Source organism: Mycolicibacterium austroafricanum (assembly GCF_902705885.1).
GTDB classification, from domain to species: Bacteria; Actinomycetota; Actinomycetes; order Mycobacteriales; family Mycobacteriaceae; genus Mycobacterium; species Mycobacterium vanbaalenii_A.
In genome coordinates this window covers 42,660-68,208 of record NZ_CACSIP010000004.1, presented here as the reverse complement: position 1 = coordinate 68,208, position 25,549 = coordinate 42,660, and the positions used below count along the sequence as shown (strand labels likewise).

The following is a 25,549-nucleotide window of genomic DNA, read 5'->3' as shown; positions in this document are numbered from 1 at the left end:
GGACGGCGCCGGGGCACAGGAGGCGAGGGTCCACGCTGCCGTGGGACGAAAGTCCCTCCGACGGATCCGTCCAATCCTCGCCGGGGCCTGCAACGAATCGTTCAATAGCATTGATCGAAATGCCGTCCTGTCCCTTCGAGCGCTCTCACGGTGGTGTCCATGAACTCGGTAGATGGTCAGGAGCTCGTCGTCCTGCTCGACGATGCCGGCCGCAGCATCGGAACAGCGTCGAAGTCGGAGGTCCACCACCGCGCTACGCCGCTGCACCTGGCGTTTTCCTGCTATCTGTTCGACGACACCGGCAGGGTGCTACTGACCCGCAGGGCACTGCACAAGCGCGCGTTCCCGGGGATCTGGACCAACTCGTTCTGCGGCCACCCGGGCCCCGAGGAGGCGATGAACGACGCCGTCGTGCGCCGGGCCCGCCAGGAACTGGGTGTCGAAATCGCGCGATTGCACTGCGTGCTGCCGGATTTCCGCTATCAGGCCCGTGATGCCAGCGGCATCGCGGAGAACGAGATCTGCCCGGTGTTCTGTGCCCGCACAGTCGGCCCGGTGATCGCCGACCCGGATGAGATCATGGACTCCGCATGGGTGCCCTGGGACGAATTGTGTATGGCTGCGCGGTTGCCGTGGGCACTGAGCCCCTGGGCGGTCGAACAGGTCCCGCTGCTCGATGACGCAGGTGTCGTCCCGCGGAACTAAGGCTGTCCGCGCCCGTGGCGCAATCGGGCACTCCAGGACCGGACGAGGCCGCCGGCGGCGACGGTGAGTCGCCGGGTGTTGCCGACCGTGGCCCGTTGACCGAAGATCTGGAAGTCCATCTCCTCGATGCGCTCGAGGATCCCCGAGTACAGCGTCAACGCCGCAGCCACACACGGCCGTGACGCCGGGGCCAGCATGCCGACACCCGGCTCGGCCTCGGAATACACCTTCCGCGCCGCGGCGTGCTGCTCCATCAGGGCCCGCCGCACCCGGGCCTCGGTGCGCCCATTGTCCTGGCACCAGTTCAGCAGGTCCCGGTCGACGCCGTGCGCCGCGAGCTCGTCGGCGGGCAGGTAGACCCTGCCCCGCCGCAGATCCTCGTCGACGTCCCTGATGAAGTTGGTCAGCTGGAAGGCCTTTCCGAGCGCCGCCGCGTGCGGGGCCGCGTCCTCCCGCGGCACGCAGGTGCCGAGTACGGGCAGCAGCTGGAGCCCGATCACCTCCGCGGACCCGTACATGTAGCGCTCCAGCGCAGCACGATCCGGATAGTCGGTGACGGTCAGGTCCATCCGCATCGCCGCCAGGAAATCGTCGAACAGGCCCCAGCCGATGTCGTACTTGCGTGCGGTGTACACCACCGCAGTCAGGGTCGGGTCGTCGTCACACGGTTGGTTCTGGACCAGCGCGTTGAACAGCCGGGTGGACAGTGACTGGAGTTCGTCGGCACGCGCCTCGCTGCCCCGACCGTCGAAGTCGTCGAGGATGTCGTCGGCGCGCCGGGCGAACCCGTAGAGCGCATGCACTGCCGGTCGTTGGCGAGGCGCCAGCAGCCGGGTGGCCAGAAAGAACGTCTTGCCGTGCCGGGCGTTGATCTCCCGGCATCGTCGGAACGCCTCGCGCAGTGCGGGGTCCCGCACACCGGCCGCATCGAGCTCGGATCCGATCATCGTTGATACACCTCGCGTTCCGGACGACGTGTTGCTACCCCGGTGATCCGGTCGGCTGCCAGCCGCCCGGACAGAATCGCGGTGGGCACTCCCACCCCCGGCACGGTCGACGAGCCGGCCAACACCACGTTGTCGACACCGCGAACGGTGTTCGCCGGACGGAACGGCCCGGTCTGGGCGAAGGTGTGCGCCAACGCGAAGGGAGTACCGGCGGCCATGCCCTGTCTGCCCCAGTCGGCCGGTGTCACCACGCGCAGCAACTCGACGTCGTCGCCGAGTTCGGGCAGTCGAGCGGTCACCGTTCCCAACATCTCGTCGACGTACGCCGTCTCGGTGGTGTCCCAATCCACCTGTCCCACCTCGGTGTTCGGCGCAGGAGCCAGCACATAGAGCAGATCGCGACCCGGCGGCGCGAGGCTCGGATCGCTGGCCGTGGGTCGCGTCACCAGCAGCGACGGATCCCCCATCACGCGGCCGTCGTCGATGATGTCTCGGAACGTCTGATGCCACGCGTCGCCGAAGATGATGCTGTGGTGGCCGACTCGGTCGTCGGCCGCACGACAACCGACGTGGGCCACGACCGCCGACGGAGCCGGTCGCAGTTTGAGCAGCCGGCGCGGCGTACGACCCAGCAGCCGATAGGTGTCGGGCAGTTCGGTGGTGAGCACAACAGCGTCGGCCGGCACGCGGTGGCCCGAGGTGGTGCGCACCCCACTGACCCGTGATCCACTCCATTCCAGCTCGGAAACTGATGAATCGTAGACGAATTCGACCCCCGCATCGGCCGCAGCGGCCGCCATCGCGTCCGGCAGCGCACGCATTCCGCCACGGGGAAAGTACACCCCGGCGATGGTGTCCATGTAGGCGATCACGGCGTACACCGCCAGGGCACCCTGTGGTGGCACGCCCGCGTACAACGCCTGGAAGGTGAAGACTCGTTGCAGTCGTTCGTCGGTCAGGAATCGACGAATCACCTTCTCCCAGCGCCGGAATCCGCCCAGTGCGGCCAGCCGGGCCAACTGCGGGGTCACCAGCGACAGCGGTGAGTCGAAGTTGGCGGCTATGAACCCGTCGAACTCGGTGCGGTACAACTCGGTCAACCAGGCACGCAGCCGCATGTAGGCGTCTGCTTCCCGAGGCCCGGAGAATCGGGTGACCTCGGCGAACATCGCGTCCGGATCGGTGTGCACTGCCAGCGTGTTCCCGTCGGCGAACATCGCCTGGTAGGCCGGATGTACCGGCAGCAGCTCGAGACGGTCGGTCAGTGATTCACCGACGGCGGCCATCGCGTCGTCGATGATGTCCGGCATCGTCAGCACCGTGGGACCGGTGTCCAGGCGGTAACCGGAGATGTCGGCGCGCCCCACTCGGCCACCGGGAACCGCGTCGCGTTCGACGACGGTGACATCGCGCCCTCGCCCGGCCAGGTAGAGCGCCGCGGACAAGCCGGACAATCCGGCGCCGACAACAACAACTCGATCGGTTCTACCCTCGAAACTACGCATCACGCAGCCCTTTCGGTGCACAGGACGGCCATGTCTTCGAGTGCCGCACGGGTCTTTTCGGGAATCTGGACAGAGCCGAGGCAGTCCAGCGCGTGGGTCAGACGCTCGTCGATGACCTGTTCGATCCACTGCACCGCGCCGCTGGCGGTGATCAACGTTCGCCATCGTTCGGTGTCCGCAACGCTCAGTTCCCGAGCACTCATCAGCTCGGCGAGTTGCCCCCGGAGTCCCGCGTCGGCCAGCTGATGGGCGGCGACGACGACGCTGGTCGCCTTCTGCGCCGCCAGGTCGGTGCCCACCGACTTGCCGGTGAGGGTGGGCGACCCGAACACACCGAGCATGTCATCCCGCAGTTGGAAGGCCTCACCGATGGCCGCGCCGTAGCCGCCGAGCGCGTCGACGACCTCGGGCGGGCAACCGGACATCGCGCTGCCGATCTCCAGGGGCCGACGCACCGTGTAGTTTCCCGACTTTCGCCGCAGCACGTCGAGGACCTCGTCGAGTGTCGGGAAGGCGTGCGCATCGTTGACCAGGTCGGCGAACTGGCCGATGGCGAGTTCGATGCGCATGTCGTCGTATCGGGGCCACACCCGCGCGAGGGCATCGGCGCCGATACCGCTCTCACGCAGCATCTTGCCCGCCCACACCAGGCACAGGTCACCGAGCAGCACCGCAGCCGACTCACCGAACCGGGCCGAGGCCCCCGTCAACGCTCGGTCACGGTGCCACCGGCTGAACATCACGTGGGCGGCGGGCCGCCCCCGTCGCAGGGTCGATTCGTCCATGACGTCGTCCTGCATCAGCGCGAACGCGTGGAAGAGTTCCAGGCTGGCCGACGCGCGCAGCGCCGCATCGTCCTCCTGCGCGCCACACATCCAGCCCAGGTACATGAACGTCGACCTCACGTACTTGCCGCCGTCGACGAATCCCGACAGGATCTCGCCCGCCACGTCGACCTTGGCCGCACCGAGGTCGTCGCGGCACTGTCCGGCCACGAACTCACCGAGGTGTGAGCGCACGGCGCCACGAATGTCATCGCGCCAGCGAATCGGTACCGGTGTACCGATTCGCCCACGGCGTCCGCGGATGTGCCGGTGCGACGGGACCAGCGCACGGGTCCCGCCCTCACCGCCGCTCAACACCGCGCCCTCCCGCACGAGCCCGGGCAGACACCTCGACGATGTTGATCTCGCACGTTCGGCAACTCAGCGTTCCCCAATCACACTCAGTCCGGCTTCTTGTCGGTCACCCCGTGTCCGCAGCATTGCGGACCCGGGGCCCGTAGGTCATTCGGCGCCGGGTGGGCTTTGGTTGGGTTGACGAGCAGGAAAGTTTTCGCCAGGGCCGTGAGCTGCGACTTTGGCGCGCGGCACCAACTCGCTGATCGCGATCCTGCGGTGCAGGCGGGCCAGCGGTTCCGGTGCCCACCAGTTCCAGCGCCCCATGACTCGCATGAAGGCCGGCACCAGCACCAGCCGGACCAGGGTGGCGTCGACCAGGATCGCCAGCGTCAGACCCACCCCGAACATCCGCATGAACGACACCTGTGAGGCGATCAGAGCGGCGAAGGAGATGGACATGACCAGAGCGGCCGCCGTGATGACCCGCCCGGTGTGCGCCAGGCCTAGCGCCACGCTCTCGTGGTTGTCGGCCAGGGTGCGCCCGCTTGCCAGCCAGTACTCCCGAATCCTGGCGATCAGGAAGACCTCGTAGTCCATCGACAGACCGAACGCGATGCAGAACAACAGAATGGGCATCGTGGCGACCAACGTGCCGGTGGGTGTCGTCCCGAAGGCGCCGAGGTGGCCCTCCTGAAAGATCCACACCAACGCGCCGAAGGCTGCGGTCAGCGAAAGCACGTTCATTACAAGCGCTTTGAACGGCAACAGGAGGCTGCCGGTGAGCAGGAAAAGCAGCGCGAAGGTGACCAGGGCGATCACAGCCAGCACCACCGGCACCCGAGATGTGATCGCCGCGACGCTGTCGCGGTTGACCTGCGCCATGCCGGTGAACTCGACGAGGCGACCGCCGGGCGTGGCGACCTCGTGCAGACGGTCCAGCTGAGCCTCCGATGCCGCCGAGAACAGCGGCGCCTCACTGGTCACAGTCAGGAAGGCGCTGCCGTCGGCATTCCCTGCGGCAGCCACCGGTGCGCCGATCTTGGTCCCGTCGACGAAACTCCCGGTGGGGGCGCTGACCGCGCCGACATCGACCACGGTCGACAACCGCGCGGCGTACTGCTCGATCTCCAGTGGGGCCACGCCCGCGGCATCCGGTATCACGATGGTCACCGCGGTCGCCGAGTCGTCGGTGAAGCCCTCGCGAATACGATCACCGACCTGGTGGGCCGACGCCGACTGCGGCAGCACCCGATCGTCGGGAAAGCCCCAGGTGATCCCCAGGAATGGCAGTCCCGCGACGATCAGTACCGCGGAACCGGCCAGGCCGACGGGCAACGCACGCCGCATCACCGAGACCGTCCACCGGTACCAGAAACGCTGCCGCACCGGGATGGGCGCCGGTTCGCCGCGGCCGCGGAGCCGTCGAATGCCCCGGCGTACGTCCCACGTGTCCAGACGGGCACCGAGCAACACGATCACCGCCGGCGTGACGACCAGGGCGGCCACCGCGCACAGCGCCACCGTCGCGATGCCGGCGTAGGCGAACGACTTGAGGAAATACATCGGGAACAGAACCATCGCGGCCAACGACAGCGCCACCGTCGTCGCCGAGAACACCACGGTGCGTCCCGCGGTGAGCATCGTCTGGACCAGCGCCTGCTCCCGGTGTGCGCCCGCGGCCATCTCGTCGCGGTAGCGGCTGACGATCAGCAACGTGTAGTCGATGGCCAGCGCCAGGCCCAGGGCGGTAGCCAGGTTCAGGGCGAAAATCGACACGTCGGTGACCGAGGCGATCAAACGCAGGATCGCCAACGAACCGACGATCGCCAACCCTCCGACCATCACCGGCAACGCTGCGGCCAGCAGGCCGCCGAAGACCCACACCAGCACCACAAAGCTGATGGGGATCGCGATCGCCTCCATCAGCAGCACGTCGCGGCCGGTCTGAGAGTTGATCTGCGCGAACACCATCGCCGATCCGCCCGCCTGCACGGTCACGTCGGGGTGGCGGCGCTGCACGGACTCGGTGACCGCGTCGGTGATCGCCTGAGCCCGTGCCGGTGCCAGCTGTTCGCCACCGGCGATGCCCGCGACGACCAGACCTGATTTCGCGTCGAGGCTCACCAGGTTGCCCGCTGCCGGCGAGGGGGCGGTCCAGGCGGAGATCACCGCGGTCGCATGTGGCTCGTTGTCGAGGAGCTGGGCGATCTCGGTGCCCGCGGCGCGCGCGGCCCGTCCCTGCACGCCGTCGGGGGCGGTGACCACGAAGATCAACTGGATGTCGGAGCGGCCGAACTTGTCGGTCAGCAGTTGGGCCGCGCGCGCGGATTCCGCCGCAGGATCCTGGAACCCGCCGGCCGAGAGGCTCTTGGTCACCGGTAGGGCGAACAACCCGGCGAGGATCATCAGCAACGCGGTGACGGCGAGGACGCGGCGCGGCGCGGCGATGGCCAACCCCGCGATCCGGTGCAGCACGTTCGGCCTCCCTGGGCCGGCCGCCTGGGTGGCCGCCGGATCCATGTGGTGGATTCGGCGCTGTCAGTCGTTTGGATCGGTCGCAGCGGCGCCCCGGGGCTCGCGCTCGAAATAGGAGGTGTTGGCCGGACCGCGAGCCTTGGCCCGGTACATCGCGGTATCGGCGTCCCGGAGCACTTCGGCCAGACTTCGACGGTCGGTGCCGGTCACCGTCGTGATCCCGATGCTCGCCCCGATCTGCAGAGTCAACGTCTCGATGGCGATGTCCGCGGACAGCACGGTGTGCACGCGTCCTGCGAGCGCCTCCACCTCGGCACTGCTCGTGGGTCCCATCATCAACACGACGAACTCGTCACCGCCGATACGCGCGACGAGATCGGGCGGCCTCATCACCGACTGCATCCGCTGGGCGGCGACCCGAAGCACGCCATCACCGACGGGATGGCCATGGCTGTCGTTCACCGATTTCAACCTGTCGAGATCGATGAACAGCACCGCGGAGAGTCGATCGTCTCCGGTCGTCACCAGGCTCGTCGCGGCCTGGTTGAGCGCGTGCACCCGATTGGGCAGACCGGTGAGCCAGTCGTGGGTGGCGTCGTGCCGTAGGCGTTCTCGTGCGTCGTGGTGCTCGGTGATGTCGGTGAAGGAGAACAGCACCGACGAATTGTGGGGGTCGCTCGGATCGATCAGGCAACCGCGCCCGGTGATCCACACCCGTTTGCCGTCGAGACGATCGACGCCGACGATGTCCCCACCGAGGCTCAGCCCGGTCCGCTGAATCCACCTGATCGGATGTGCGTCGAAGCTGAGCTGCTGGCCTTGGGCGTCGAATAGTGGCAGGTCCAAACCGCTGGTGCTGTGGTGAACGCCGACGAGGTCATCGGCATTGCTGCCCAGGATCCGGCGCGCCGCCGCGTTGGTGAACTCGAAGCGGCCATCGGTTCCCATGATCACCACGCCGTCGTGCAGAAGGTCGAGCACCGCCCGGAGCCGGCGCTCGGCGGTCTGCGGCGCAGATCCGCGGTGGTCGTCGATGACGGGGGCCGCCAAGGGAATTCGGTCGAAGATGACCTCGTACATCGGCCGGCCGTCGCTGATCCTCATTGCCGCGACCGAGCAGGCATCCATGGTGGTGCCGTCGACCCGCCTCAACGTGACCTCGGCAGGATCGGTGACGTCGCCGTCGCCGCGGAGATCGGCAAGACGGGTGCGTACCCCGGCCCACGAAGCGGGATCGATGAAGTCCGCGATGGGGCGTTGCACGATCTGTGTGTCCGATGCCGCCCCGAGTACCCGGATCGCTGCCGGGTTGATGTAGACCACCACCTGACCGTCGTGCACGCAGACCGGAGCCGGACTCCGATCCAGTAGCCGACGGTATTCCGCTTCGGCGCGGGCCCGGTCCTCGTGCCGAACGTGGGTTGGCGACATCAGCGCGGCGCCCCGCATCGTGTCCTCACCAGAAGCCACCTCGGCACATGCTCCCCCGTCGACGGCATGCGATTCCACACCCCTGAATCCGCTGCCTGCGGTGCCAGGCTAACAAGCGGCAGACCCCCGAACAGCGGGGCCGTCCCTTCGTTGGACGGGCCGCCCGCGGACCGAAACAAGGTTAGGCAGGCTGGATAGGTAGCTCTTGTCGGTGAGGTTAGGCTCCGCTAACCTCCGGTTGGCCCGTAGTGGCCTCCCGTCCCTTTGTGACTATTCAGGAGTTTCGCCGTGCAATTAGCCCTTCGTGCCGACGCAGACCGCAGTTTCTGGTCTGCGCCGTCGCCCTCTACCCCCCGCGACAAGAGATTGCTGCTTGCCGGCGTCGCAATCGCGGGGGCCTCGGTCATCGCCATCAACCCGGTGGCGCCGACACTGCCTGCCGCGCAGGACCGGGCTGTGGAGCTCGCGGCGTGGATCGATCCGATCGGCGTGATCGGTGAGACCGTCACCAACACCGTCGAGAACGTCGGGACCCGAGGCAACGAGTTCTTCACCGACGGCCTGCCCGCGACCTGGGAGATCATCTCCAATTCGTCGCTGTACACCGAGATCGCCGAAGCGGTCTTCAACCCGTTCCCCGGGCTGGAGCAGTTCTTCACCAACCTGCCCACCTATGCCGCCACCATCGGCGCGGGTCTCGAGGAAGCGAACGCGGGCCTGACCGACCACTTCGCGCAACTGCCGGTGGCGTTGGAAGAGGCGTGGGACTTCGTGCTGCAAGGTCAGTTCACCCAGGCGTTCGCGAAGGTGGCGGGCTGGGGCATCTTCGGCCTGGGTTATTCGGCGTGGCCGCTGGCGCCCGCGTTCGAGATCCCCGGCCAGATCGCGCGCGACTTCGGCGCGCCGACCGTCGCGACCGTCCTCGACGCGCTGTTCGTGGGCGACACAACGACAACCGGCTACGCGTACTCGCTGCTCGGCCCGCCGCTCACCGCGATCTACCAGCTGACAGACATCATGAACGTCATCTCCGGGTCGCTGTACGAAGGCGACTGGGTGACCGCGGTCAGCGAGGTGATCAACGCACCCGCGAAGGTGCTCAACGCCTTCCTCAACGGCTACCAGGCGAGCATCTCCCCGGAGTGGGAGACGTTCCCGGGCATCTTCTCCGAGGGTGGACCTATCGACGCGTTCTTCGTCCAACTCCCGAAGACGATCGCCGCGGCGCTCGCCGCGGCGGCCGAGGAGGATTCGGAGACCGAGTCCACCGAGACGACGAACGACGAGCTGCCCCAGGTGTCGTCGACCGAGCTTGCCGCCGACGGTGAGCTGGTGGCGGTGAACGTCAGTGCCGAATCGACAGAGGAAGGCGCCGAAGAGGCCGAAACCGTTCCGGCCGGTGAAGAGGTCCCGGTCACCGCCGAAGACGAGGTGACCGAGGAGGAATCCGAGGAAGGCACAGAGGAAGACGCCACCCCGGCCGACGAGGCCGACGAAAGCACTGAGGCGGAGGCCGACGACGACGCCGCTGAGGGCGCCGAGGATGAGGCCGGCGATGACAGCGCAGCCGATGACAGCGCAGCCGATGAGTCGGATGCGTCCGACGACGCGGCGGACGCCGCGGACTCCGACGACGACACGTCGACGGACAGCCGCAAGTCCGGCGACAAGAAGTCAGACGGCAAGTCCGACAGCACGTCTGAGAGCAGCACGTCGGGGAGCGCCAAGTCCGACAGCAGCGAGTCCGACAGCAAGTCGGGCAGTGACAAGTCCGACAGCGACAAGTAGCCCGGACTGATCGACGAGCGGCCCCCTCGCCGAACGAGGGGGCCGTTTCGTCGCGCGAACCGTCGTCAGCAGCGCTTCAGAGCAGGCTGAACTCATCGAACTTGACCGCCGTAGCCTGTGGATCGCGCATATCCACATACCAACTCGTCACGATGCCGGTACCGGTGTCGAACGCCTGGAACACGACCACATCGTTGTCGGCGATGTACGGCAGCGGACGACCGTCAGCATCACGAAGCGGAGAGATTGTCGGCACCACCGGATCAAGCCCGCCGGGACTCCCTTGCGCCAGATAGTTTTCGGGGTCCCACGGAGCGGGTGGAACCGGGCGGCTCTCGCCTGAAAGTGGGTGGAATGCGCCGTAACTGTTGCCGGTGTTGGACGCCTCGAGGTAGTTCACCCCGTCCGGAGAGACGAACCTGTTCCACAGGTGGCTGTGACCGTTGAAGACCAGGTCGACTCCAGCCTGCTCGAACACCGGCTCGAGGTCGCGCACCATGACGTTCTCGGCTGCCGGATATTCGTAGCGGACTCCGCCGAGCGCCGCACCATCCGCAGGCTCCTCGATCCGTTGCGGGTGCGCAAACGGAGGCATCGCGTTGTCGCCGAGGCCGTGTGGCCCCTCGTGCATCATGACCACCGTGTACTTGGCGTCGTTGAACGCCGCCGAATTCAGTTCCTCGACCAGCCATTCGTGCTGCCGCGAACCGACGGCGAGGTCTTCGAAGATGAACTCGCCGTAGCCCTGGGCCAGCGGATCAGCGAGGTCGGCTGGTGCTTCCTGGTAGCGGCTGGTGTCGGCGCGGCTGACAGGATCACGGTCGGCCGTCGTGGGGCGCCAAATGCGGGTGGCGAACAAGGACACCAGACGCACGTCACCGACGGTGGTGGCGTAATACCGCGGCCCGCCGGGGCCAGACGTGGGAAGCGAGAAGATCTCCTCGTAGGTGGTGGTGGAGAACGAATTATCCTCGATCCATTGGGCTTTGACTGCCGAATCGCCGTTCGGGTTGACGACATCGGAGACCTTCTCGTACTCGGCTTCGGCTACCGCGCGCGGCACCGCGTTGTTGAAGGAATCGTCGAGCGAATTGTGCCCTGCCCTGCGCCCCTGCACCTCGTGGTTACCGATCGCCGGGTAGAACGGCGCGTGCTGGATCACCTCGCCGCCGCGGTAGATCTTGCCGTCGGTCGCCTCGCGCCCGCCGTTGCCCTGAAGACCCGGAAAGAAAGCCGACCCCCGCTGGTCGTCGAACCATTCGGAGGCTCGATCGGGGGTGTTGACCAGGTCGCCGGGTGCGAATACGGCATCGATCTGCCCGAGCTCCGCGATGATCGTCCGCGCCGCCAACTCGAGGTTGGCGGGAGTATTGACTTTCCCCTGATGATCCGAGGTCAGCATGATGACCGCCCGCTCGCCGGAACCCAGTGGCCCGCGAAGACTGAAGGTGCCCGACCCGGCCAGGCCGTCACCCCGGGTGCTGACGACACGGTACGGCTGCCGGTCGGTTCCCGGCACGGTGACGTTGGCGTGGTGACGAAATACGTCCCTCGCGACGATGCCGGTCGCCGGCTTCCGGTCGGCGGGCAGCTCCGAGTCGCCGTCCTCGGCCACCCGCGAGAGCTGGACGGATTCCGCTGCGAACACCATGATTCCGGGTCCGTCACCGCGTGCGATCGCCTCACGCAATTCGGCTTCGGACATCGTGCCGACTGGTCCGCCGACGAGCACGTGATGTGAGTCGCCGGCGTACTCGGTGAACCAGGCCACCTCGATCGCACCGTCGGCGGGCTGTTGGAGGAAAGGGTCGGTGAGCAGCTCCAGCGAGCCGGCCGGCTCAGCCGATGCCGGCGCCGGTTCCGGATCTCTGTCACACCCTCCGATGAAGCCCGCAACCGATGCGGTCACGATGACGGCACGGGCAACGTGTGACAGCGACGAGGGGTGCGGGCGCACGGGAACCATCTTCCCTGCGAGTGACGCGTCCCGCCGCATGGAAAGCCGACTGCCAGAGAATTGTCACTCGCAGGACACCGGAAAGCCGCTCGGGAAGAAGGCGCCGATGAGGCGCTGGAGACCTTCGAGCCTCTCATCGCTCCCTCCGCTGCTAGCAGCGGATACGCGGTGCGTCACCCGCTATTTCGCGAGGCGAAAATAGGGCTCGACCGCGCCGCTGAGCTTGACGACCATAGGATTTCCGCGACGATCCTTGGCGGTGGGAACTTCGACACGCACCCAACCCTCAGCCACGTTGTATTCGACAACATTGGTTTTCTCGACGCCGTTGAAGCGAATACCCACGTCCCGGCTGAGCACCTCTTCGTCATAGACAGGGCTTCTCGGATCAATGGAGAGTTGATTCGGTGGAACGTTGGAGATCTGGTCCTCGGACATGATGGCTTTCGTTGAGTGCTGCGTCGGTCTCGGGTTGATCGCTGAAAACCTACGCGACGCCAGCTGGCGCGATCAATTCCCTGAACTTCCTCTTACCTGTTGGAGCTAAGGGGATTCGAACCCCTGACCCCCACACTGCCAGGACCAGGCAGAAGGCGTGACCAGGAACGCAGGACCGCTTTCGGGCTGTCATGGCCGTCGTTTGGGCGTGCACCTTTCGTCAGGGTTGTCGTCAGAATTGTCGTCACCCATAGGCGCCTGCGTAGGGTTGAAGCTGACGGTTTGCGGTCTATCCCCGACGTTTTGCGGCTGACTTCAGCGAATCGATGCGTGCGCCGGCAGGGAGCTTGGCCAGCCCAGACCCGCGCTGCGCCACAAGGCGCCCTGGTCTTGATGCTGACCAAGTGGGCGAATTTCAGTTGACCTGCGGAGGTCTGCGGGAACCCGCGCGGAACCTTGGGTGCTGGGACGCTGGTGCGTGAGATTGGCTCTTACAGCTAACGTAGCTGATCACGCTGGACCCGACTGTATCCCGCGAGGACTGCCGGTGGGGTTGCGCGCTTGAGGGCGTCGCTGATTCATCTGGCGGCCAATGTCACGAACAAGTTCGTGTTGCCGGAGTCCCGACGATGCCGCCTGATTCATGTTGACGACGGTTGAAAACTAGGCCAGTTGCGACGTTGACTTGAACCCAACCCGTCGTCAACAATTCAGTACTCCCGACACAAGCCCGGCAACAAGGCACGCGGTGGCAGACCGCTTGGACGCCGATGTGAGATGGTCGCGTTATGTCGTCGAGATCAACCTTCTGCGCTGTAGCCTGAGTCGGTGCAGCAGCAAACCCCGATGCCGGTATACGCAGACCATGTCAGATGGCTGTGGCGGCACATTGCTGCGGCGCCAATTCCGGAGTTGCTGATCATCGGCCCGGTCGACAGTGGCAAATCGTCGTTCTTCAAAGAGCTCACCCTGCACCAACCGCATTCCCATAAACGGGTTGTCTACAGGTATTGGGATCTGTTGCGCTCACCCGGCGCACGTACTTCTGACGGCTTCTGGGAGCAGTTGACCGGCATTCTCGGCCTCGCAGAACCTATACGTTCAGACCGGCTTGGAGACGTGCCCCGACTCCTTGAGGAGAAGTATCCCGACGCACGCGTTGTTCTCACACTCGACCATTGGGATGACGCGCAGGAGAACTTTCAAGCGTATGTCGACCTCGACGCCCTGGAAAAACTTCAACAGTGGGTGAGGAACGCCCAGCGCGACCATTTCGATCGGGTGAGCGCCCGGTTGGGCCTCATCATGGTGACGCGATTCCCGACCACCGACATGTTCGTCGGGTATATACACGATCACCGTCGAGACAAACCTGGACTCCTCAGGGTTTCTGGGGACGTCGAGCGCCTCATTACCAATGTATGTTCCTTCCCGTTTCTCGACGCCGAACATAGCCGCGCGCTGGTCAGGACGTTGACTTCGACTGGCATCGAGGAAATAGTCCACGCCTGCGGAGGATGGCCCGGCCTGCTGGTCGCGGTGGCCCGGCGCGTCACCGCGGCGGGTGTCGACCCCGACCTCACCCAGATAAATCTGTCCGACTGCGTCGGTCCGTTGCTCAACAAGACGCTCCTTCCCGGTGTCGCGGCGAGGCACAACAACAACGAGCGCAGAGCTTGGGTCCGCATCCTCACCGACATCCAGCGTGGGGCAGACCCGGTGAGCAAGTACGCCTTACCCGTACTGAACGCGTCCGCCGACATGGAGACGCCCCTACCCCTTCTGCGCCTACCCTCCGCGATCCGCGATTACCTGCGCCCGGAACCTCTTATGCTGCTCGACCTCCAGAGCGTGGAGTCCACGCTGATGGCTTCCGGCACGTCGCCAGCCGATCTGGCCGTCGCGGTTTTTCACTTAACCAACTCTGTCCGAGCTTATTTCGCGATCTCAGGGCGGCGCGTTCGACGATGGCTGCCGACTGCTGAGCATTTCCAAGTCGACGACCCACGTACACCGCTCGTGGTTGTTTCCGACCGGCCCGCGGCCATCATCGCGGAACCCGAAGTGTTGATGGACGTGACCATCGTGCCGCCAGAGAAGCAGACGGGACCCACGCCGGCTCACTGGAGAATCGCAGATCATGACATGAAGGGGGCGACGCATTCGTGACGACAGACATCCGACCCGCCGGGCCGGTCAGACTCCCCCGGCGCGTCGAGACGTTCCGAGTGCAGCGAAAGCCTCGTAGCCGGGCGGACTTCTATCTCGCGAACCATAACGACAACGGCCCCTTCGTGACCCCGAATCAAGCACTCGCCGCCCACGACGTCGCCGGCGATCGGTTGGTTCTCGCCGAAACGACCAGCGGCGTGTTTCACCGATCGTTGATCACTCGTAGCGGAGAATCAGCGCAGCGGATTAGGAGCGATCACGTCGGCGATTTCCTAACCGAGCGGATCACTCGGTTGCGTCCTCGCCCTCCCGCTGCCCTGCCCGGCTGCGAAGTGTATGCAAGCCATGACGACGCTTGGCGGACTCTGCCCGTCACCTCCCAAGATGCGAACCTCGTCATCGGCGAGACCGCCGAACATTTCACCGAGGCTGATGCAGCGACCATACATTTTGTGGTTGCGTTCGCAGACCGTCCCGGCCATTCGATCACCGTGGAGTACTGGCCCGCAGCAGCTCAGACCTATTCTCTTGAGTCGTGTGTCGACTCAGTCGTGCACGCCCTCGGCACATTGGCTTGGTCGGATGGCCAGCGCATGCTGATCACACCACAGGTTAAGACGCTGGTGCCCGACAGCGTGTCTCTCGACGAGGCGGTGAGCCGCGCGTTCAAGATCTCGCAGAGCCTCTTGACCGCCCCGGCCGACGATGCAGATGCGCGGATGGAAGCTGTACAGCTCATCCAGCAGTTGCTCATGGACCCGTGGGATGTCGCGGATCGACCGTTGTGGTTCGCCCGCACCTATCAACCCGATTTCGAAGCCATGATTCAGATGAGACAAGGCAAGACGGCAGCCGCGATTCTCGCTGCCGAATATCTGATCAGTTGTGCGTGCCATGCCTCAGCCGAACGTCATGTCGATGATTATGAGCTGGAGTCGGAGGCGAGGAGGTTCGCCGACGCGATGACGTGCTATTTGCGGGCGCACGCGGGCGCAAATGCAATTAATGCCCCGGGCGTGACGTCGCGGATCTGCAACCTGATCTTCGAATGGGTTACGCAGCAGGCCGTTCGCCCATACCAATCCCGCCTCGGGCTCGATGGCCGCAAGTTGACGCCGAAGGCACTCGACCGACTGGACCTCCTGGTTCGGTTCGCCCCCTGGCTCGAGTACTACGTCGAAGTCAGGCCCAAAGGGCGTCTCCTAAAGATCGCACTTTCCAACGGGGACCTCGTCACCACGCTGGCGCTCGTCCGCCCACGCAACACCTATGTCCGGGTGTCGGGGCGTCCTGGTGTCAAGGAGAACTCCCGGAGGAACTTCGTCGACGTCAACCTTGCGGTGATGACCGCCCGCTACGTGCTGCCTCGGGAGTTGGTCGACGCGATCGAAACTACACCGCAATTGATGAATGACCTCGCCCGGGCATGCGAGAAGCTGTACTTCAACCCAGTGGAAGCGCGTCGGGCAGTCCAGGTGCTGACGCCGGTTCCGGAGATCGCTGAAGTCGTCGATCAATACGCCACGCTCGCGGAGGCGGACCGGGCGAGCATCAATGAAATCACCGTCTTGATGGATTATCCGCCCAACCTGCCACCCCGGCTCGTCGCCGTTAACACCAGCCCCAGCTCACGTGCTCTCGTCGAACTCGGCGGCTTCACAGCCGAACTTTCCGAATTCACGCTCGATATCGAACGCGCGACGAAGTTCACGACCAGCCCGGTCTGGCTCAACGACCTTGAGAAAGAGGCGGCGTCGGTCTCCGTAGTCGTCGGTGAGAGCCGCAAGCACGTGCCATTGGAGAAGCGGAGCTCCGAGGCAGGCGGCTCCATGTGCGATTCCGAGTGGATCGATCCCGATCTATTCCGCGGACGGCGAGATCAACTTATCCGGCTGTCGGGCATCATGCGGGCCGGCATCGATGTGCGTCCCCCGATAGCCATCTTCGGTCCCAGAAGGGCCGGAAAGACGACGCTTGCGGTGCACGCATGCCGGCGCGCGACATCGAGCGGTGCGCTGTCTGACTTCGTGGTCATCGACATGTTCAGCGACGTCGACGGGACTCGCCCAGACGGCTATACCGAACGGTGGGCGGCAGTCATGGCGGAACGGATATCGGTGAAAAACTGCTCGCTGGGCGAATTCTCGGCATTAGACCCGATAGATGTCCTGCGCCATATCGATGACCACCTCGACGGGAAACTGTTTGGAATCGTGCTCGACGAATTCGACACGTTGCTGAGCGCCGAACCTGACTCCGAGCTGCGCCGGCTGGCAACGCGGCTGGGAAAGCTGCGATGGAAGAATCTCGCAGTAATCGCAACTGTGCAACGGTTTCATCGTTCGTCGAGCGATCTGGAAACGTGGGAGTTCGTCGAGTGCCGAGAGGATCTGACTTGGAGAGACGGCCTGACATACTTCTGCCCACCACTACATGACTGCGAGAACAGCGGTGGCACAGTGGTTCCGCTCGAAGCGCCCGTCGTGTTGCCGAAGGTGTTCACGGATGCGGTCGCCGAGCGAGTCGGTTACCGGCCCTACTTCTGGGGACGCTTGCGGGCTCAGCTCGAGAACTGGTTCGTAGCAGAGGAAGGCTACGCCGTCGTTGACCGTGACTTGATCAACGACGTGCTCGACAACATCGTCACCGCAGACCCTTTCCTCGCGCTGCCATTGCAGTCCACCGTCGGCATGCGCATCGCCGAATGCCGGCGCAGGGACTTGTTCAGCGACGGCGAGCGTCGCATCCTCGCCCATTTCGCGAACCGCGGCCGCAAAGGCATGCCGGTCGAGGAGGCGGTTGCCATTGGACGAACGGACGCCGTCTCCGAATTAACAGACCGCGGATATATGCGTCTCGAGGGCAAGCAACTGTGCCTCGCGATACCAATCTTCGGCGAGTTTCTTCTCCGCCACGCGGGAGATTTTGACTTGGAGGCAGACGACCGGTGACCGCGATGCCGTGCTCGACGGTTGGCTGTGCAGCCCAACATGTAACTAATGGATGGTGCGTGCTACACGGCGGCCAAGACACGTGGAAAGCGTTCCTGCGCCGCATCCAAGATGGCTCCAAACTGGACGAATTGCGAGGCTGTGCCATTGGCGCTGACGAGTTCGGGCAGTTGCTTGATAACTTGCAGAGACGCGACGGCACGTTGCGGATCAACGGAGCGGACTTCACCGACTCGACCTTCGTGTCCGACGTCTGCTTCAAAGGCGTCACTTTTGGCGGTGAGACTTCCTTTGCAGGAACCACATTCGAGGGCTCGCTTCGCTTCGAGAAGGTCACACTGGCCGATGTTTCATTCGGCGGAGCACACGCCAGGGGAAGCGTCACGTTTGACGACGTAGAGGTCACTGGCGATCTGCGGTCCGATAGCGAAATGCGAATCGGCGCGATGCACGCAAACACGTTGCACTGCCGGAACGTATCAACCTTCGCATCGATCGGGAGCGTGGGTGACGTCGAAATCTACGACAGCACGTTCGATGCGCGCTTCATCGCCAAAATAGACTCACCCAACGTGAAGTTCGCCAACAGCCGGTTCGATACCGGCTTGACACTCACACTGACGGCCGGCGCGTTGATACTCGACCACGCCAGCTTCGGTGAACCGAGCGTCATCACAGGATTCACCAATGACAGCCCCGCCGGCATCGTGTCGTTGACCGATGTCGATGTCTCGAAACTCACCTTGCGAAATGTGGATTTGTCGCGGTGCCACTTCGGATCGGCGTATGGCGTCGACGAGCTCATCATGGACAACGTCCGGTGGGGCCATCCTCGCCACTGGTGGCAGTCCGACCGTGCCGTCCTTGCCGAGGAGAAGACCACCGACGTCGACCCGGCATCCGTCGCGCGCATCTATCGGGGACTGCGCAAGGCTGTCGAAACGTCGAAAGACGACGCCGGTGCCGCGGACTTCTACTATGGCGAGATGCTGATGCGGCGGCGCCGACGCCTACGCGACATCGGGAAGGGAAACGCGGCATCGCGGTTGGCGGCCCTCGTGGACTACACCCTACTATCTGTCTACTGGGCCATTTCCGGCTTCGGACTTCGGGTGGGTCGCTCGCTCGCCGCGTTCGCTGTGCTGGTTGGTGCTTGCACTATTCTGCTGGCCGCTGCGGGTTATCCTGTCGCGGAGCCGACGTTCGTCCCCGTCGGCGTCACGTCGGACGGATTGCTCGTCTACAGCCCGGAAGTACTGCCTTCGAATAAGTTCGGCGACAACCTCGGCCGGGCATTCCGCCTCGCTGCGCAGTCCTCGGTTTCGCTCTTACAAACGCCGGCCCAGTCGCTTACACCGGCAGGCGATTGGATCGTGCTGGTGCTGCGGTTCACCGGGCCGATCGTGCTGGGATTGGCGATCCTGGCCGTGCGGAACAAACTCCGGCGCTAGTGGAGCAATGAGTCCGACGAAACGGTCAACTCACGACTCCGCCCATCTTCGCACCCGCTTCTGATCCGACGACAGTCCCGCGGTGTCCTCGGCCTTAACCCACAGCAGCGCACGGTCATTACGGGCGTCAGCCAGGTCGAGCACCGACAGCTCCTCGGCCAAGATCCGGTCGAGGGTGAACCGTTCATGGCCCTCGCGCTGATGCGCGGCGCGCGGGACGGTCAGCCTGATCCCAACCTCGTCGACCGCGGCCTCCGCAACTTCCCGCGGTGACTGGTCGCTGTCGACGGGAAGTTGCGCCCCGACAATCTCCACCAGGTCGGCGCGGGTGAACGCCGCCTTCTCGATATTCTCCGCAGCCTCGGCCAGGCGCGAACGGTCGACCCACGTCCGCGCAGCCGCACGCCGCGCCGCGCGCCGCCTCGAACGCCGCCCGATCCAATTGCAGCTCGCGCGCATCGGCGCGCCACTCCGCCACCAGCTGCCCCCAGCCGAGCTCTTCGGGTTTGGTGGGGCGGGTGGCTTTCTGCGCGGCGGCCAACTGGGCCGCCGACACCGGCCCATCGACAACCTTCAGGTTGCCGGCGGCCGACTCCCGCAGTGCGGTGGATCGGCGCGACCACGCGGTGATGGTGTCGCGGTCCACTCCGGCCAGCTCCGCCATGCCGGTCGAGGGATCGACCGGCGCCCACTCGAACCCCATGGACCGGTGCAGCTCCCGGCAGGCTGGCTTGGTAGATGACTCCGGCGGCGCGGGCCTCGCGATACAGCGAGGTGCCGTCGATTGACACCAGCGCTCCGTCGGCGCGGGCCTGGCGGTTGGGGACGATGACGTGGGTGTGCAGATGCGGGTCCCCGCAGCGTGACGTCTCATGCTGATAGGCCACAGCCACCAGACCGGGCAGCCGTACCAGATCCTTCTCGCCGGTGCGCGGATTGTGCACCCGCGTGTAGCCCGCGTGCGTGGACAGATACTCCATCGCCTCACGTAGCGCGGTGTCATGCGCATCGGCGGTCGCCTTCATCACGACGTCATCGACGCGCAACGCCCGCACCAACGACACACTCTTGGGCGCACAGAACGTCAGATCGAAACCGTGCACCCCGCGCTCGCCGAACGCCCGACCGCGTGCACCGCTCGGGGCGACCCCGTCATCGAGCCAGCGCGCCGCCACCCCCGCATCAGCCTCCCCGCCCGCGCGCTGGGCGTCTGCTAACCCGACGACAGCCGCCGCGCGGGTGTCACCCGCACACACCCACACCGGAGTGCGGGTCTCGTGTCCGGAGTAGTACTCCCCCAGCCCGCCGCCCGACCGGGCGCGACCTTTGGACGCGCGCTCGGCCACCTGGGCGGTGTCGGTGTAGTAGTTGATCGACCACCGCTTCAACTTGGCGATCGTCAACATCGTCTCGCCCCTCCGACCGGCGCCCGCGGCACATGCTGCGCCACAGCCATTCTCGCACCGTTGTGCAAATGTGCCATGCAGATTTCGAGAGGTGTCGTGAAGTGGGGCATGTCTGGATGTCGTTGATAGGTACGGACATTGAGACCTGTGCTGATAGATGGATCGTGAAGGAAGTGACGCCTATTAGACGGGTGGCGTTGAGTAAGAGGAGTTTTGATGGTGCTGTTATGCGGGAGAAGAGGCATCGGCGATAGGGTGGTCTACGGTCCGGCGCCGCGGGCTTGCTCGATCGACGGGCTCCGAAAACAGCTCCCAGGGATGTCGTGACCCGGGCTTACAGTAGTCGTAGCTGTTGGAGCGATGCCGACGCAACGTCGGCGCAAGTTCTTTCCGTAGTCGTGCCGATCATGGGGTCGGCGAGTCGGCTCCACGCGGAGTGCTGGAGGTGGTCATGGTGACCGGTCAAGGAGAGTTCATCACGGTCCAGGCCGCCGCCGACCGCCTGGCGGTCAGCCGATGGATGATCTACCGGCTGATCTGGGAGCAACGACTCAAGTCCGTCCAGATCGGTCGGTGCCGGCGCATCGTCCGCCAGTCGCTCGACGAGTACGTCGCCGGCCTCATTGACGGGACGCGTGATGTCCTCGCGACAAGGCCTGCGGCGGAACCACAATGGAGAGGGCGGTGCCTACCGGCGTGCCAACGGCCGCTGGGAAGGCAAGTTCTTCGTCGACACTCCTGACGGCAAGCGCAAGCGGGTCAGCGTGTACGGAGACACCGAACGGAAAGCGCTGAACGAGCTCAACAAGCTCCGCGACCAACAGCGTCGCGGTGTCCCGGTCGCCACAACGACTCTCACAGTGGCGGAGTACATGCTGTACTGGCTCGAGCACATCGCGGAGCCGAGTATCCGCAGAACTACCTACGCGACGTATGAAGGCGACGTGCGCCTTCACATCAACCCCGGGATCGGTAAGCGCAAGCTCAAATCATTACAAGCGGCGCACATCCGGGAATGGCTCAACAATTTATGAACGACGTGTCAATGCTGCGCCAAAGGTCGCGACGCTGCCCGCGACTCTCCGCGGTGTTGCGGCAAGTCCATTCCGGGCTGCTGCCACGCGGTGTTGTCGGCTAGCTCGATCCGTCACATCCTCAGGGTGCCGCGCGCCGCGCTGCAGGATGCCGTCGATGAGGAGTTAATCAGTCGGAACGTGGCGCGCCTGGTGCAACTGCGGGTGACCGATGAGCACAAGGTCCGCAGCTTCAGCCGCGCCGAGGCGCTGCGGTTCCTCCGTACGGCGGAAAGTCACCGGCTGTACGCCCTGTGGGCGGTGGCCCTGGCGATGGGGTTGCGGCGCGGTGAAGCCCTCGGCCTCGCATGGAACGACGTCGACCTGGACCGCGGTCGGTTGACGGTCCGCCTGGCGCTGGACCGTGTCGATGGGCAGCTGCGACTCGATCCCGTCAAGACCGACGCCTCGGTTGCGGTCTTGCCCATCCGGCGGCCCTGGTGGAGATCCTCAAGTCACACCGTCGCGCCCAGCTCGATGAGAGGCTGGCGGCCGGATCAGACTGGCGAGACACCGGGCTCGTGTTCACCACCGCGACCGGAGGGTTCGTCGAGCCGCGGAACGCCAACCGGCTGTTCCACAGCCTGTGCGCGAAGGCCGGTGTGCCGCAGCTGCGGGTGCACGACCTGCGCCACTCGTGCGCCACCCTGCTCTTCACGATGGGGCGTGCAGCCCGCCACCGTTCAGCGGATGCTGCGCCAAAGTTCGATCACCGTGACCACGGGAACCTACGTCGAGGTGATCGAGGCGGTACAGCGGGACGCACTCGACTCAATGGGAACGTTGTTCCCCAGCGACGTCGACGCGACCGGCTCCTTCTGACAGACCGATCACAACACCACCATGAGGCTCCGTCTGGGGCGGACCCGACCGCGCCGTCGGGCCTTCCCCGGTGTCGTCAGACCTCAGCGTTCGAGTGCGGATTCCATGTTCGAACGACGACTGTCGTCAAGCGCTGTCGTCAAGACCGAACACGGACCGTCCGCGCAAACGACGAAACCCGCCCCGACCAATGCTGCGTGTGTTTCGTGGTGGAGCTAAGGGGATTCGAACCCCTGACCCCCACACTGCCAGTGTGGTGCGCTACCAACTGCGCCATAGCCCCTAGGTTGTGCTCATCGAAGCTACACCACCCGCGGTGGCCGTTCAAAATCCCAGCTCACGGCACTTCCCCACCGGCCTCTGGCCCCAGCGGACGGGCCTCCGTGTGCTCGGTGAACGTCCGTGGCCGAGTTTCGGGGGCAAAGATCCAGCCCACCGCCGCGATGCCGAGGATCAGCCCGCTGACCAGGAACGCCCACCCGAACGACGTGTACTGGGCAATGAACCCCACCAGCAGCGATCCGCCGATCGAGCCGAAATCCGCCATCATCTGGAACGTGGCGACCGCCGACCCGCCCCGCGACTTGTTGCCCAGCACGTCGGCGACGGCGGCTTGTTGGGGTGAGATGAAGATGCCGGTCGCCGCACCGGCGATGAGGGCAGCGGCCAGGAACACCGGCAGCGAGGTGGTGAAGCCCACCAGCGCGGTCGACGCCGCCGCCAGCGCCAACCCGAAGATCATCAGCTTGCGCCGCCCCAGGCGGTCCGACAGGTACCCACTCGGGATGACGACCGAGATGTTTCCCACCGCGAATGCGGTCAACGCGAGGCCTGCCGCGCCCGGCCCGCCGCCGAGCACCTCCACGACGAACAGTGGCACCAACGCTATCCGCAGACCGAACGACGCCCACCCTGTCGCGAAGTTGGAGAACAGCGCCGCTCGATAGGCCCGGTGCTGGAACACCGTCCGGAAGGGCACCGGCGGCACCATTTCCTCGTCGGACTGGGCGACCACCGCTGAATTGCGCAGACTGACGAATACCACCGTCGCGGCGACCAACAGCGCAGCGCCATAGATCAGGAACGGCGCCGACAGACCGAACCCGACGGTCAGGCTCCCCAGGATGGGCCCGCCCACCGAACCGAACATGAACCCCGATGAGAACAGCCCGGCCACGCGGCCGCGCGCATCAGGCGGGGAGATCCGGATCATCAACCCCAGCGACGACACCGTGAACATCGCCGACCCGACTCCGCCCAATGAGCGGAAAAGCAGTAGTTGCCAGTAAGTTTCGGCAAAAGCGCACGCCCCGGTCGACAGGGCGACGATGACGAGCCCGCTGATGTAGACCTTGCGCTCCCCCAGGCGCTGGACCATCCAGCCCGCCGGCGGCGCCCCCACCAGACGCATCACGGCGAAGGCGGTGATGACGAACGTCGCGGCGCTGATGCTGACCCCGAAGTGGCGCGCATACTGCGGCAGCACCGGCGCCACCACGCCGTAGCCCAGCGCGACCACAACGTTGGCGACCACCAGGACCCAGACTTCGCGGGGAAGTCGCCGTTTGGATTTGTCCTTACACTCGCCCCCCGAGCGCGAACTCAAGCGATGACCAGTCTCACGAAATGACCTTGTTCACCACTTCACGCGCAGCGTCCTGAACCTCGGCGAGATGCTCAGGTCCGCGGAACGATTCGGCGTAGATCTTGTAGACGTCCTCGGTTCCCGACGGCCGCGCGGCGAACCACGCGTTCTCCGTCGTCACCTTGAGGCCCCCCAGCGGGGCGCCGTTGCCGGGCGCCGACGTCAGCTTGGCGGTGATCGGCTCCCCCGCCAGCTCGGTGGCCGTGACCTGTTCCGGTGACAGCTTGGCCAGCCGTGCCTTCTGCTCACGATCGGCGGGGGCGTCGACCCGTGCGTACGTCGGGGCGCCGTACCTCTCGGCCAACGTGGCGTACCGCTGCGACGGTGTGGAACCGGTCACCGCCAGGATCTCCGCCGCCAGCAGGGCCAGGATGATGCCGTCCTTGTCGGTGGTCCACACCGATCCGTCGCGACGCAGGAACGACGCTCCGGCACTCTCTTCGCCGCCGAACCCGATGGTGCCGCCGATCAGGCCGTCGACGAACCACTTGAACCCGACGGGCACCTCGACGAGGTCGCGACCCAGGCCGGCCACCACCCGATCGATGATCGACGAGCTGACCGCGGTCTTGCCGACCGCGATCGAATCGGGCCAGCCTGGGCGGTTCGCGTAGATGTAGTCGATCGCCACGGCCAGGTAATGGTTCGGGTTCATCAGCCCACCGTCGGGGGTGACGATGCCATGGCGGTCGGAGTCCGGGTCGTTGCCGGTGGCGATCTGGTAGTCCCCGATGCTGCCGATGAGCGAGGCCATGGCGTTCGGCGAGCTGCAGTCCATCCGGATCTTGCCGTCGGTGTCCAGCGTCATGAACCGCCACGTCGCGTCGACGAGCGGGTTGACCACCGTCAGCTCCAGGTTGTGCCGCTCGGCGATGGCGCCCCAGTAGTCGACGCTGGCTCCGCCCAGCGGATCGGCACCGATGCGGATGCCCTGCGCGCTGATCGCGTGCATGTCGACGACGTTGGGTAGATCGGCGACATAGGCGTCGAGGTAGTCGTGGCGTTGGGCGGTGCCCAACGCCCTGTCCAACGGCACCCGCTTGACCGGTTTGAGGCCGTCGCGCAGGATCTCGTTGGCGCGCTTGGCGATGACGCCGGTGGCGTCGCTGTCGGCCGGGCCGCCGTTGGGCGGGTTGTACTTGAAGCCGCCGTCCCGGGGCGGGTTGTGCGACGGTGTGACGACGATCCCGTCTGCAAGGCCGGTGTCGCGGCCCCGGTTGAACGCCAGGATCGCGTGACTCACCGCCGGTGTCGGGGTATAGCGATCTGCCGAATCCACCATGGCCACAACGTCGTTGGCGGCCAGCACCTCCAGCGCGGAGACCCACGCCGGTTCTGAGAGAGCGTGGGTGTCGCGGCCGATGAACAGCGGACCCGTGGTGCCCTGCGCGGCCCGGTACTCGACGATGGCCTGGGTGGTGGCCAGGATGTGCGCCTCGTTGAACGCTGCGTCCAGACTCGATCCACGGTGGCCCGAGGTGCCGAACACCACCTGCTGGTCGATGTTCTCCGGATCGGGAGCGACGGTGTAGTACGCCGTCACCACCGCGGCCACATCGATGAGGTCCTCAGGTTGCGCCAACTGGCCGGCACGGGGATTCGCCATGGTTTTGATTGTGCTACGTCCGCGGCGCGCAAAAAACCCACCCCGGTGTGCATACT

General features: G+C 65.4%; 17 protein-coding genes, 1 tRNA gene and 1 pseudogene. 8 read left to right on the top strand and 11 right to left on the bottom strand.

Translation table 11 applies throughout. The annotated features are described in order from the left end of the window. Window positions 1-159: 159 nt before the first annotated feature. Window positions 160-705: an isopentenyl-diphosphate Delta-isomerase gene (gene idi / locus BEMPMBAN_RS04535; RefSeq protein WP_159229198.1), complete on the top strand. Its 546-nt coding sequence runs from the start codon at window positions 160-162 to the stop codon at window positions 703-705. Here the strand turns inward: idi and BEMPMBAN_RS04530 are convergent. The 5 genes from BEMPMBAN_RS04530 to BEMPMBAN_RS04510 form a co-directional block, all read right to left on the bottom strand. Continuing rightward, complete coding sequence (locus BEMPMBAN_RS04530) at window positions 702-1,652, bottom strand: phytoene/squalene synthase family protein (protein WP_159229197.1); 951 nt, start codon at window positions 1,650-1,652, stop codon at window positions 702-704. The genes idi and BEMPMBAN_RS04530 overlap by 4 nt on opposite strands. After that, window positions 1,649-3,157, bottom strand: a complete 1,509-nt coding sequence (crtI, locus tag BEMPMBAN_RS04525) for a phytoene desaturase family protein (RefSeq protein WP_159229196.1) — start codon at window positions 3,155-3,157, stop codon at window positions 1,649-1,651. The genes BEMPMBAN_RS04530 and crtI overlap by 4 nt, the downstream gene beginning before the upstream one ends. Continuing rightward, entirely contained in the window at window positions 3,157-4,245 is a 1,089-nt protein-coding gene (locus BEMPMBAN_RS04520) for a polyprenyl synthetase family protein (RefSeq protein ID WP_200845876.1), read from the bottom strand. The genes crtI and BEMPMBAN_RS04520 overlap by 1 nt, the downstream gene beginning before the upstream one ends. Before the next feature lie 198 nt (window positions 4,246-4,443). After that, entirely contained in the window at window positions 4,444-6,753 is a 2,310-nt protein-coding gene (locus BEMPMBAN_RS04515) for an MMPL family transporter (RefSeq protein ID WP_159229253.1), read from the bottom strand. 63 nt (window positions 6,754-6,816) lie between these two features. Beyond that, window positions 6,817-8,262, bottom strand: a complete 1,446-nt coding sequence (locus BEMPMBAN_RS04510; protein WP_159229195.1) for a sensor domain-containing protein — start codon at window positions 8,260-8,262, stop codon at window positions 6,817-6,819. 210 nt (window positions 8,263-8,472) lie between these two features. Here BEMPMBAN_RS04510 and BEMPMBAN_RS04505 point away from each other — a divergent pair, with 210 nt between their 5' ends. Then, on the top strand, window positions 8,473-9,972 hold the full coding sequence (locus BEMPMBAN_RS04505) for a hypothetical protein (protein WP_159229194.1): 1,500 nt from the start codon (window positions 8,473-8,475) through the stop codon (window positions 9,970-9,972). 76 nt (window positions 9,973-10,048) lie between these two features. On the opposite strand, the gene BEMPMBAN_RS04500 is transcribed toward BEMPMBAN_RS04505, so the two are convergent. Both BEMPMBAN_RS04500 and BEMPMBAN_RS04495 read right to left on the bottom strand, forming a co-directional pair. Continuing rightward, window positions 10,049-11,929, bottom strand: a complete 1,881-nt coding sequence (locus BEMPMBAN_RS04500; RefSeq protein ID WP_200845874.1) for a metallophosphoesterase family protein — start codon at window positions 11,927-11,929, stop codon at window positions 10,049-10,051. Window positions 11,930-12,109: 180 nt separating this feature from the next. Then, entirely contained in the window at window positions 12,110-12,367 is a 258-nt protein-coding gene (locus tag BEMPMBAN_RS04495) for a DUF3297 family protein (RefSeq protein WP_159229192.1), read from the bottom strand. 828 nt (window positions 12,368-13,195) lie between these two features. Between BEMPMBAN_RS04495 and BEMPMBAN_RS04490 the strand changes: the two genes are divergently transcribed. Genes BEMPMBAN_RS04490 through BEMPMBAN_RS04480 form a run of 3 tightly spaced genes read left to right on the top strand, consistent with a single transcriptional unit; the run spans window position 13,196 to window position 18,941 of the window. Next, window positions 13,196-14,536, top strand: a complete 1,341-nt coding sequence (locus BEMPMBAN_RS04490; protein WP_159229191.1) for a P-loop NTPase family protein — start codon at window positions 13,196-13,198, stop codon at window positions 14,534-14,536. Then, a complete protein-coding gene (locus BEMPMBAN_RS04485) occupies window positions 14,533-17,490 on the top strand; it encodes an ATP-binding protein (protein WP_159229190.1) in 2,958 nt (985 codons plus the stop codon). Before BEMPMBAN_RS04490 ends, BEMPMBAN_RS04485 begins: the two co-directional genes overlap by 4 nt. A gap of 5 nt (window positions 17,491-17,495) precedes the next feature. Continuing rightward, window positions 17,496-18,941 carry a pentapeptide repeat-containing protein gene (locus BEMPMBAN_RS04480; RefSeq protein WP_234897293.1) on the top strand — a complete coding sequence of 482 codons (1,446 nt, stop codon included), beginning with the start codon at window positions 17,496-17,498 and terminating at the stop codon, window positions 18,939-18,941. A gap of 54 nt (window positions 18,942-18,995) precedes the next feature. Here BEMPMBAN_RS04480 and mobF read toward each other — a convergent pair. Then, a pseudogene (gene mobF / locus BEMPMBAN_RS04475) lies at window positions 18,996-20,347 on the bottom strand (MobF family relaxase); the annotation flags it as partial. 451 nt (window positions 20,348-20,798) lie between these two features. Between mobF and BEMPMBAN_RS33085 the strand changes: the two are divergent. The 3 genes from BEMPMBAN_RS33085 to BEMPMBAN_RS04460 all read left to right on the top strand — a co-directional run bounded on the left by BEMPMBAN_RS33085 (window position 20,799) and on the right by BEMPMBAN_RS04460 (window position 22,242). Beyond that, window positions 20,799-21,089, top strand: a complete 291-nt coding sequence (locus tag BEMPMBAN_RS33085; RefSeq protein WP_159229188.1) for an excisionase family DNA-binding protein — start codon at window positions 20,799-20,801, stop codon at window positions 21,087-21,089. Beyond that, window positions 20,986-21,381, top strand: a complete 396-nt coding sequence (locus tag BEMPMBAN_RS04465) for an N-terminal phage integrase SAM-like domain-containing protein (RefSeq protein WP_159229187.1) — start codon at window positions 20,986-20,988, stop codon at window positions 21,379-21,381. The genes BEMPMBAN_RS33085 and BEMPMBAN_RS04465 overlap by 104 nt, the downstream gene beginning before the upstream one ends. A gap of 126 nt (window positions 21,382-21,507) precedes the next feature. Further along, window positions 21,508-22,242 carry a tyrosine-type recombinase/integrase gene (locus tag BEMPMBAN_RS04460; RefSeq protein WP_159229186.1) on the top strand — a complete coding sequence of 245 codons (735 nt, stop codon included), beginning with the start codon at window positions 21,508-21,510 and terminating at the stop codon, window positions 22,240-22,242. Between the two features lie 207 nt (window positions 22,243-22,449). On the opposite strand, the gene BEMPMBAN_RS04455 is transcribed toward BEMPMBAN_RS04460, so the two are convergent. From BEMPMBAN_RS04455 to pgm, 3 genes are all read right to left on the bottom strand, one after another. Beyond that, window positions 22,450-22,525: transfer RNA gene (locus BEMPMBAN_RS04455), tRNA-Ala, on the bottom strand. A gap of 54 nt (window positions 22,526-22,579) precedes the next feature. After that, window positions 22,580-23,848, bottom strand: a complete 1,269-nt coding sequence (locus tag BEMPMBAN_RS04450) for an MFS transporter (protein ID WP_159229185.1) — start codon at window positions 23,846-23,848, stop codon at window positions 22,580-22,582. Between the two features lie 13 nt (window positions 23,849-23,861). Beyond that, window positions 23,862-25,493, bottom strand: a complete 1,632-nt coding sequence (gene pgm / locus BEMPMBAN_RS04445; RefSeq protein ID WP_159229184.1) for a phosphoglucomutase (alpha-D-glucose-1,6-bisphosphate-dependent) — start codon at window positions 25,491-25,493, stop codon at window positions 23,862-23,864. Between the last annotated feature and the right edge of the window lie 56 nt (window positions 25,494-25,549).

Bases quoted from the DNA above. Each gene is read 5' to 3' on its own strand.
- idi (WP_159229198.1), top strand. From the start codon at position 160: ATGAACTCGGTAGATGGTCAGGAGCTCGTCGTCCTGCTCGACGATGCC.
- BEMPMBAN_RS04530 (WP_159229197.1), bottom strand. From the start codon at position 1,652: ATGATCGGATCCGAGCTCGATGCGGCCGGTGTGCGGGACCCCGCACTG.
- crtI (WP_159229196.1), bottom strand. From the start codon at position 3,157: ATGCGTAGTTTCGAGGGTAGAACCGATCGAGTTGTTGTTGTCGGCGCC.
- BEMPMBAN_RS04495 (WP_159229192.1), bottom strand. From the start codon at position 12,367: ATGTCCGAGGACCAGATCTCCAACGTTCCACCGAATCAACTCTCCATT.
- BEMPMBAN_RS04480 (WP_234897293.1), top strand. From the start codon at position 17,496: ATGCCGTGCTCGACGGTTGGCTGTGCAGCCCAACATGTAACTAATGGA.
- BEMPMBAN_RS33085 (WP_159229188.1), top strand. From the start codon at position 20,799: ATGGTGACCGGTCAAGGAGAGTTCATCACGGTCCAGGCCGCCGCCGAC.
- BEMPMBAN_RS04465 (WP_159229187.1), top strand. From the start codon at position 20,986: ATGTCCTCGCGACAAGGCCTGCGGCGGAACCACAATGGAGAGGGCGGT.
- pgm (WP_159229184.1), bottom strand. From the start codon at position 25,493: ATGGCGAATCCCCGTGCCGGCCAGTTGGCGCAACCTGAGGACCTCATC.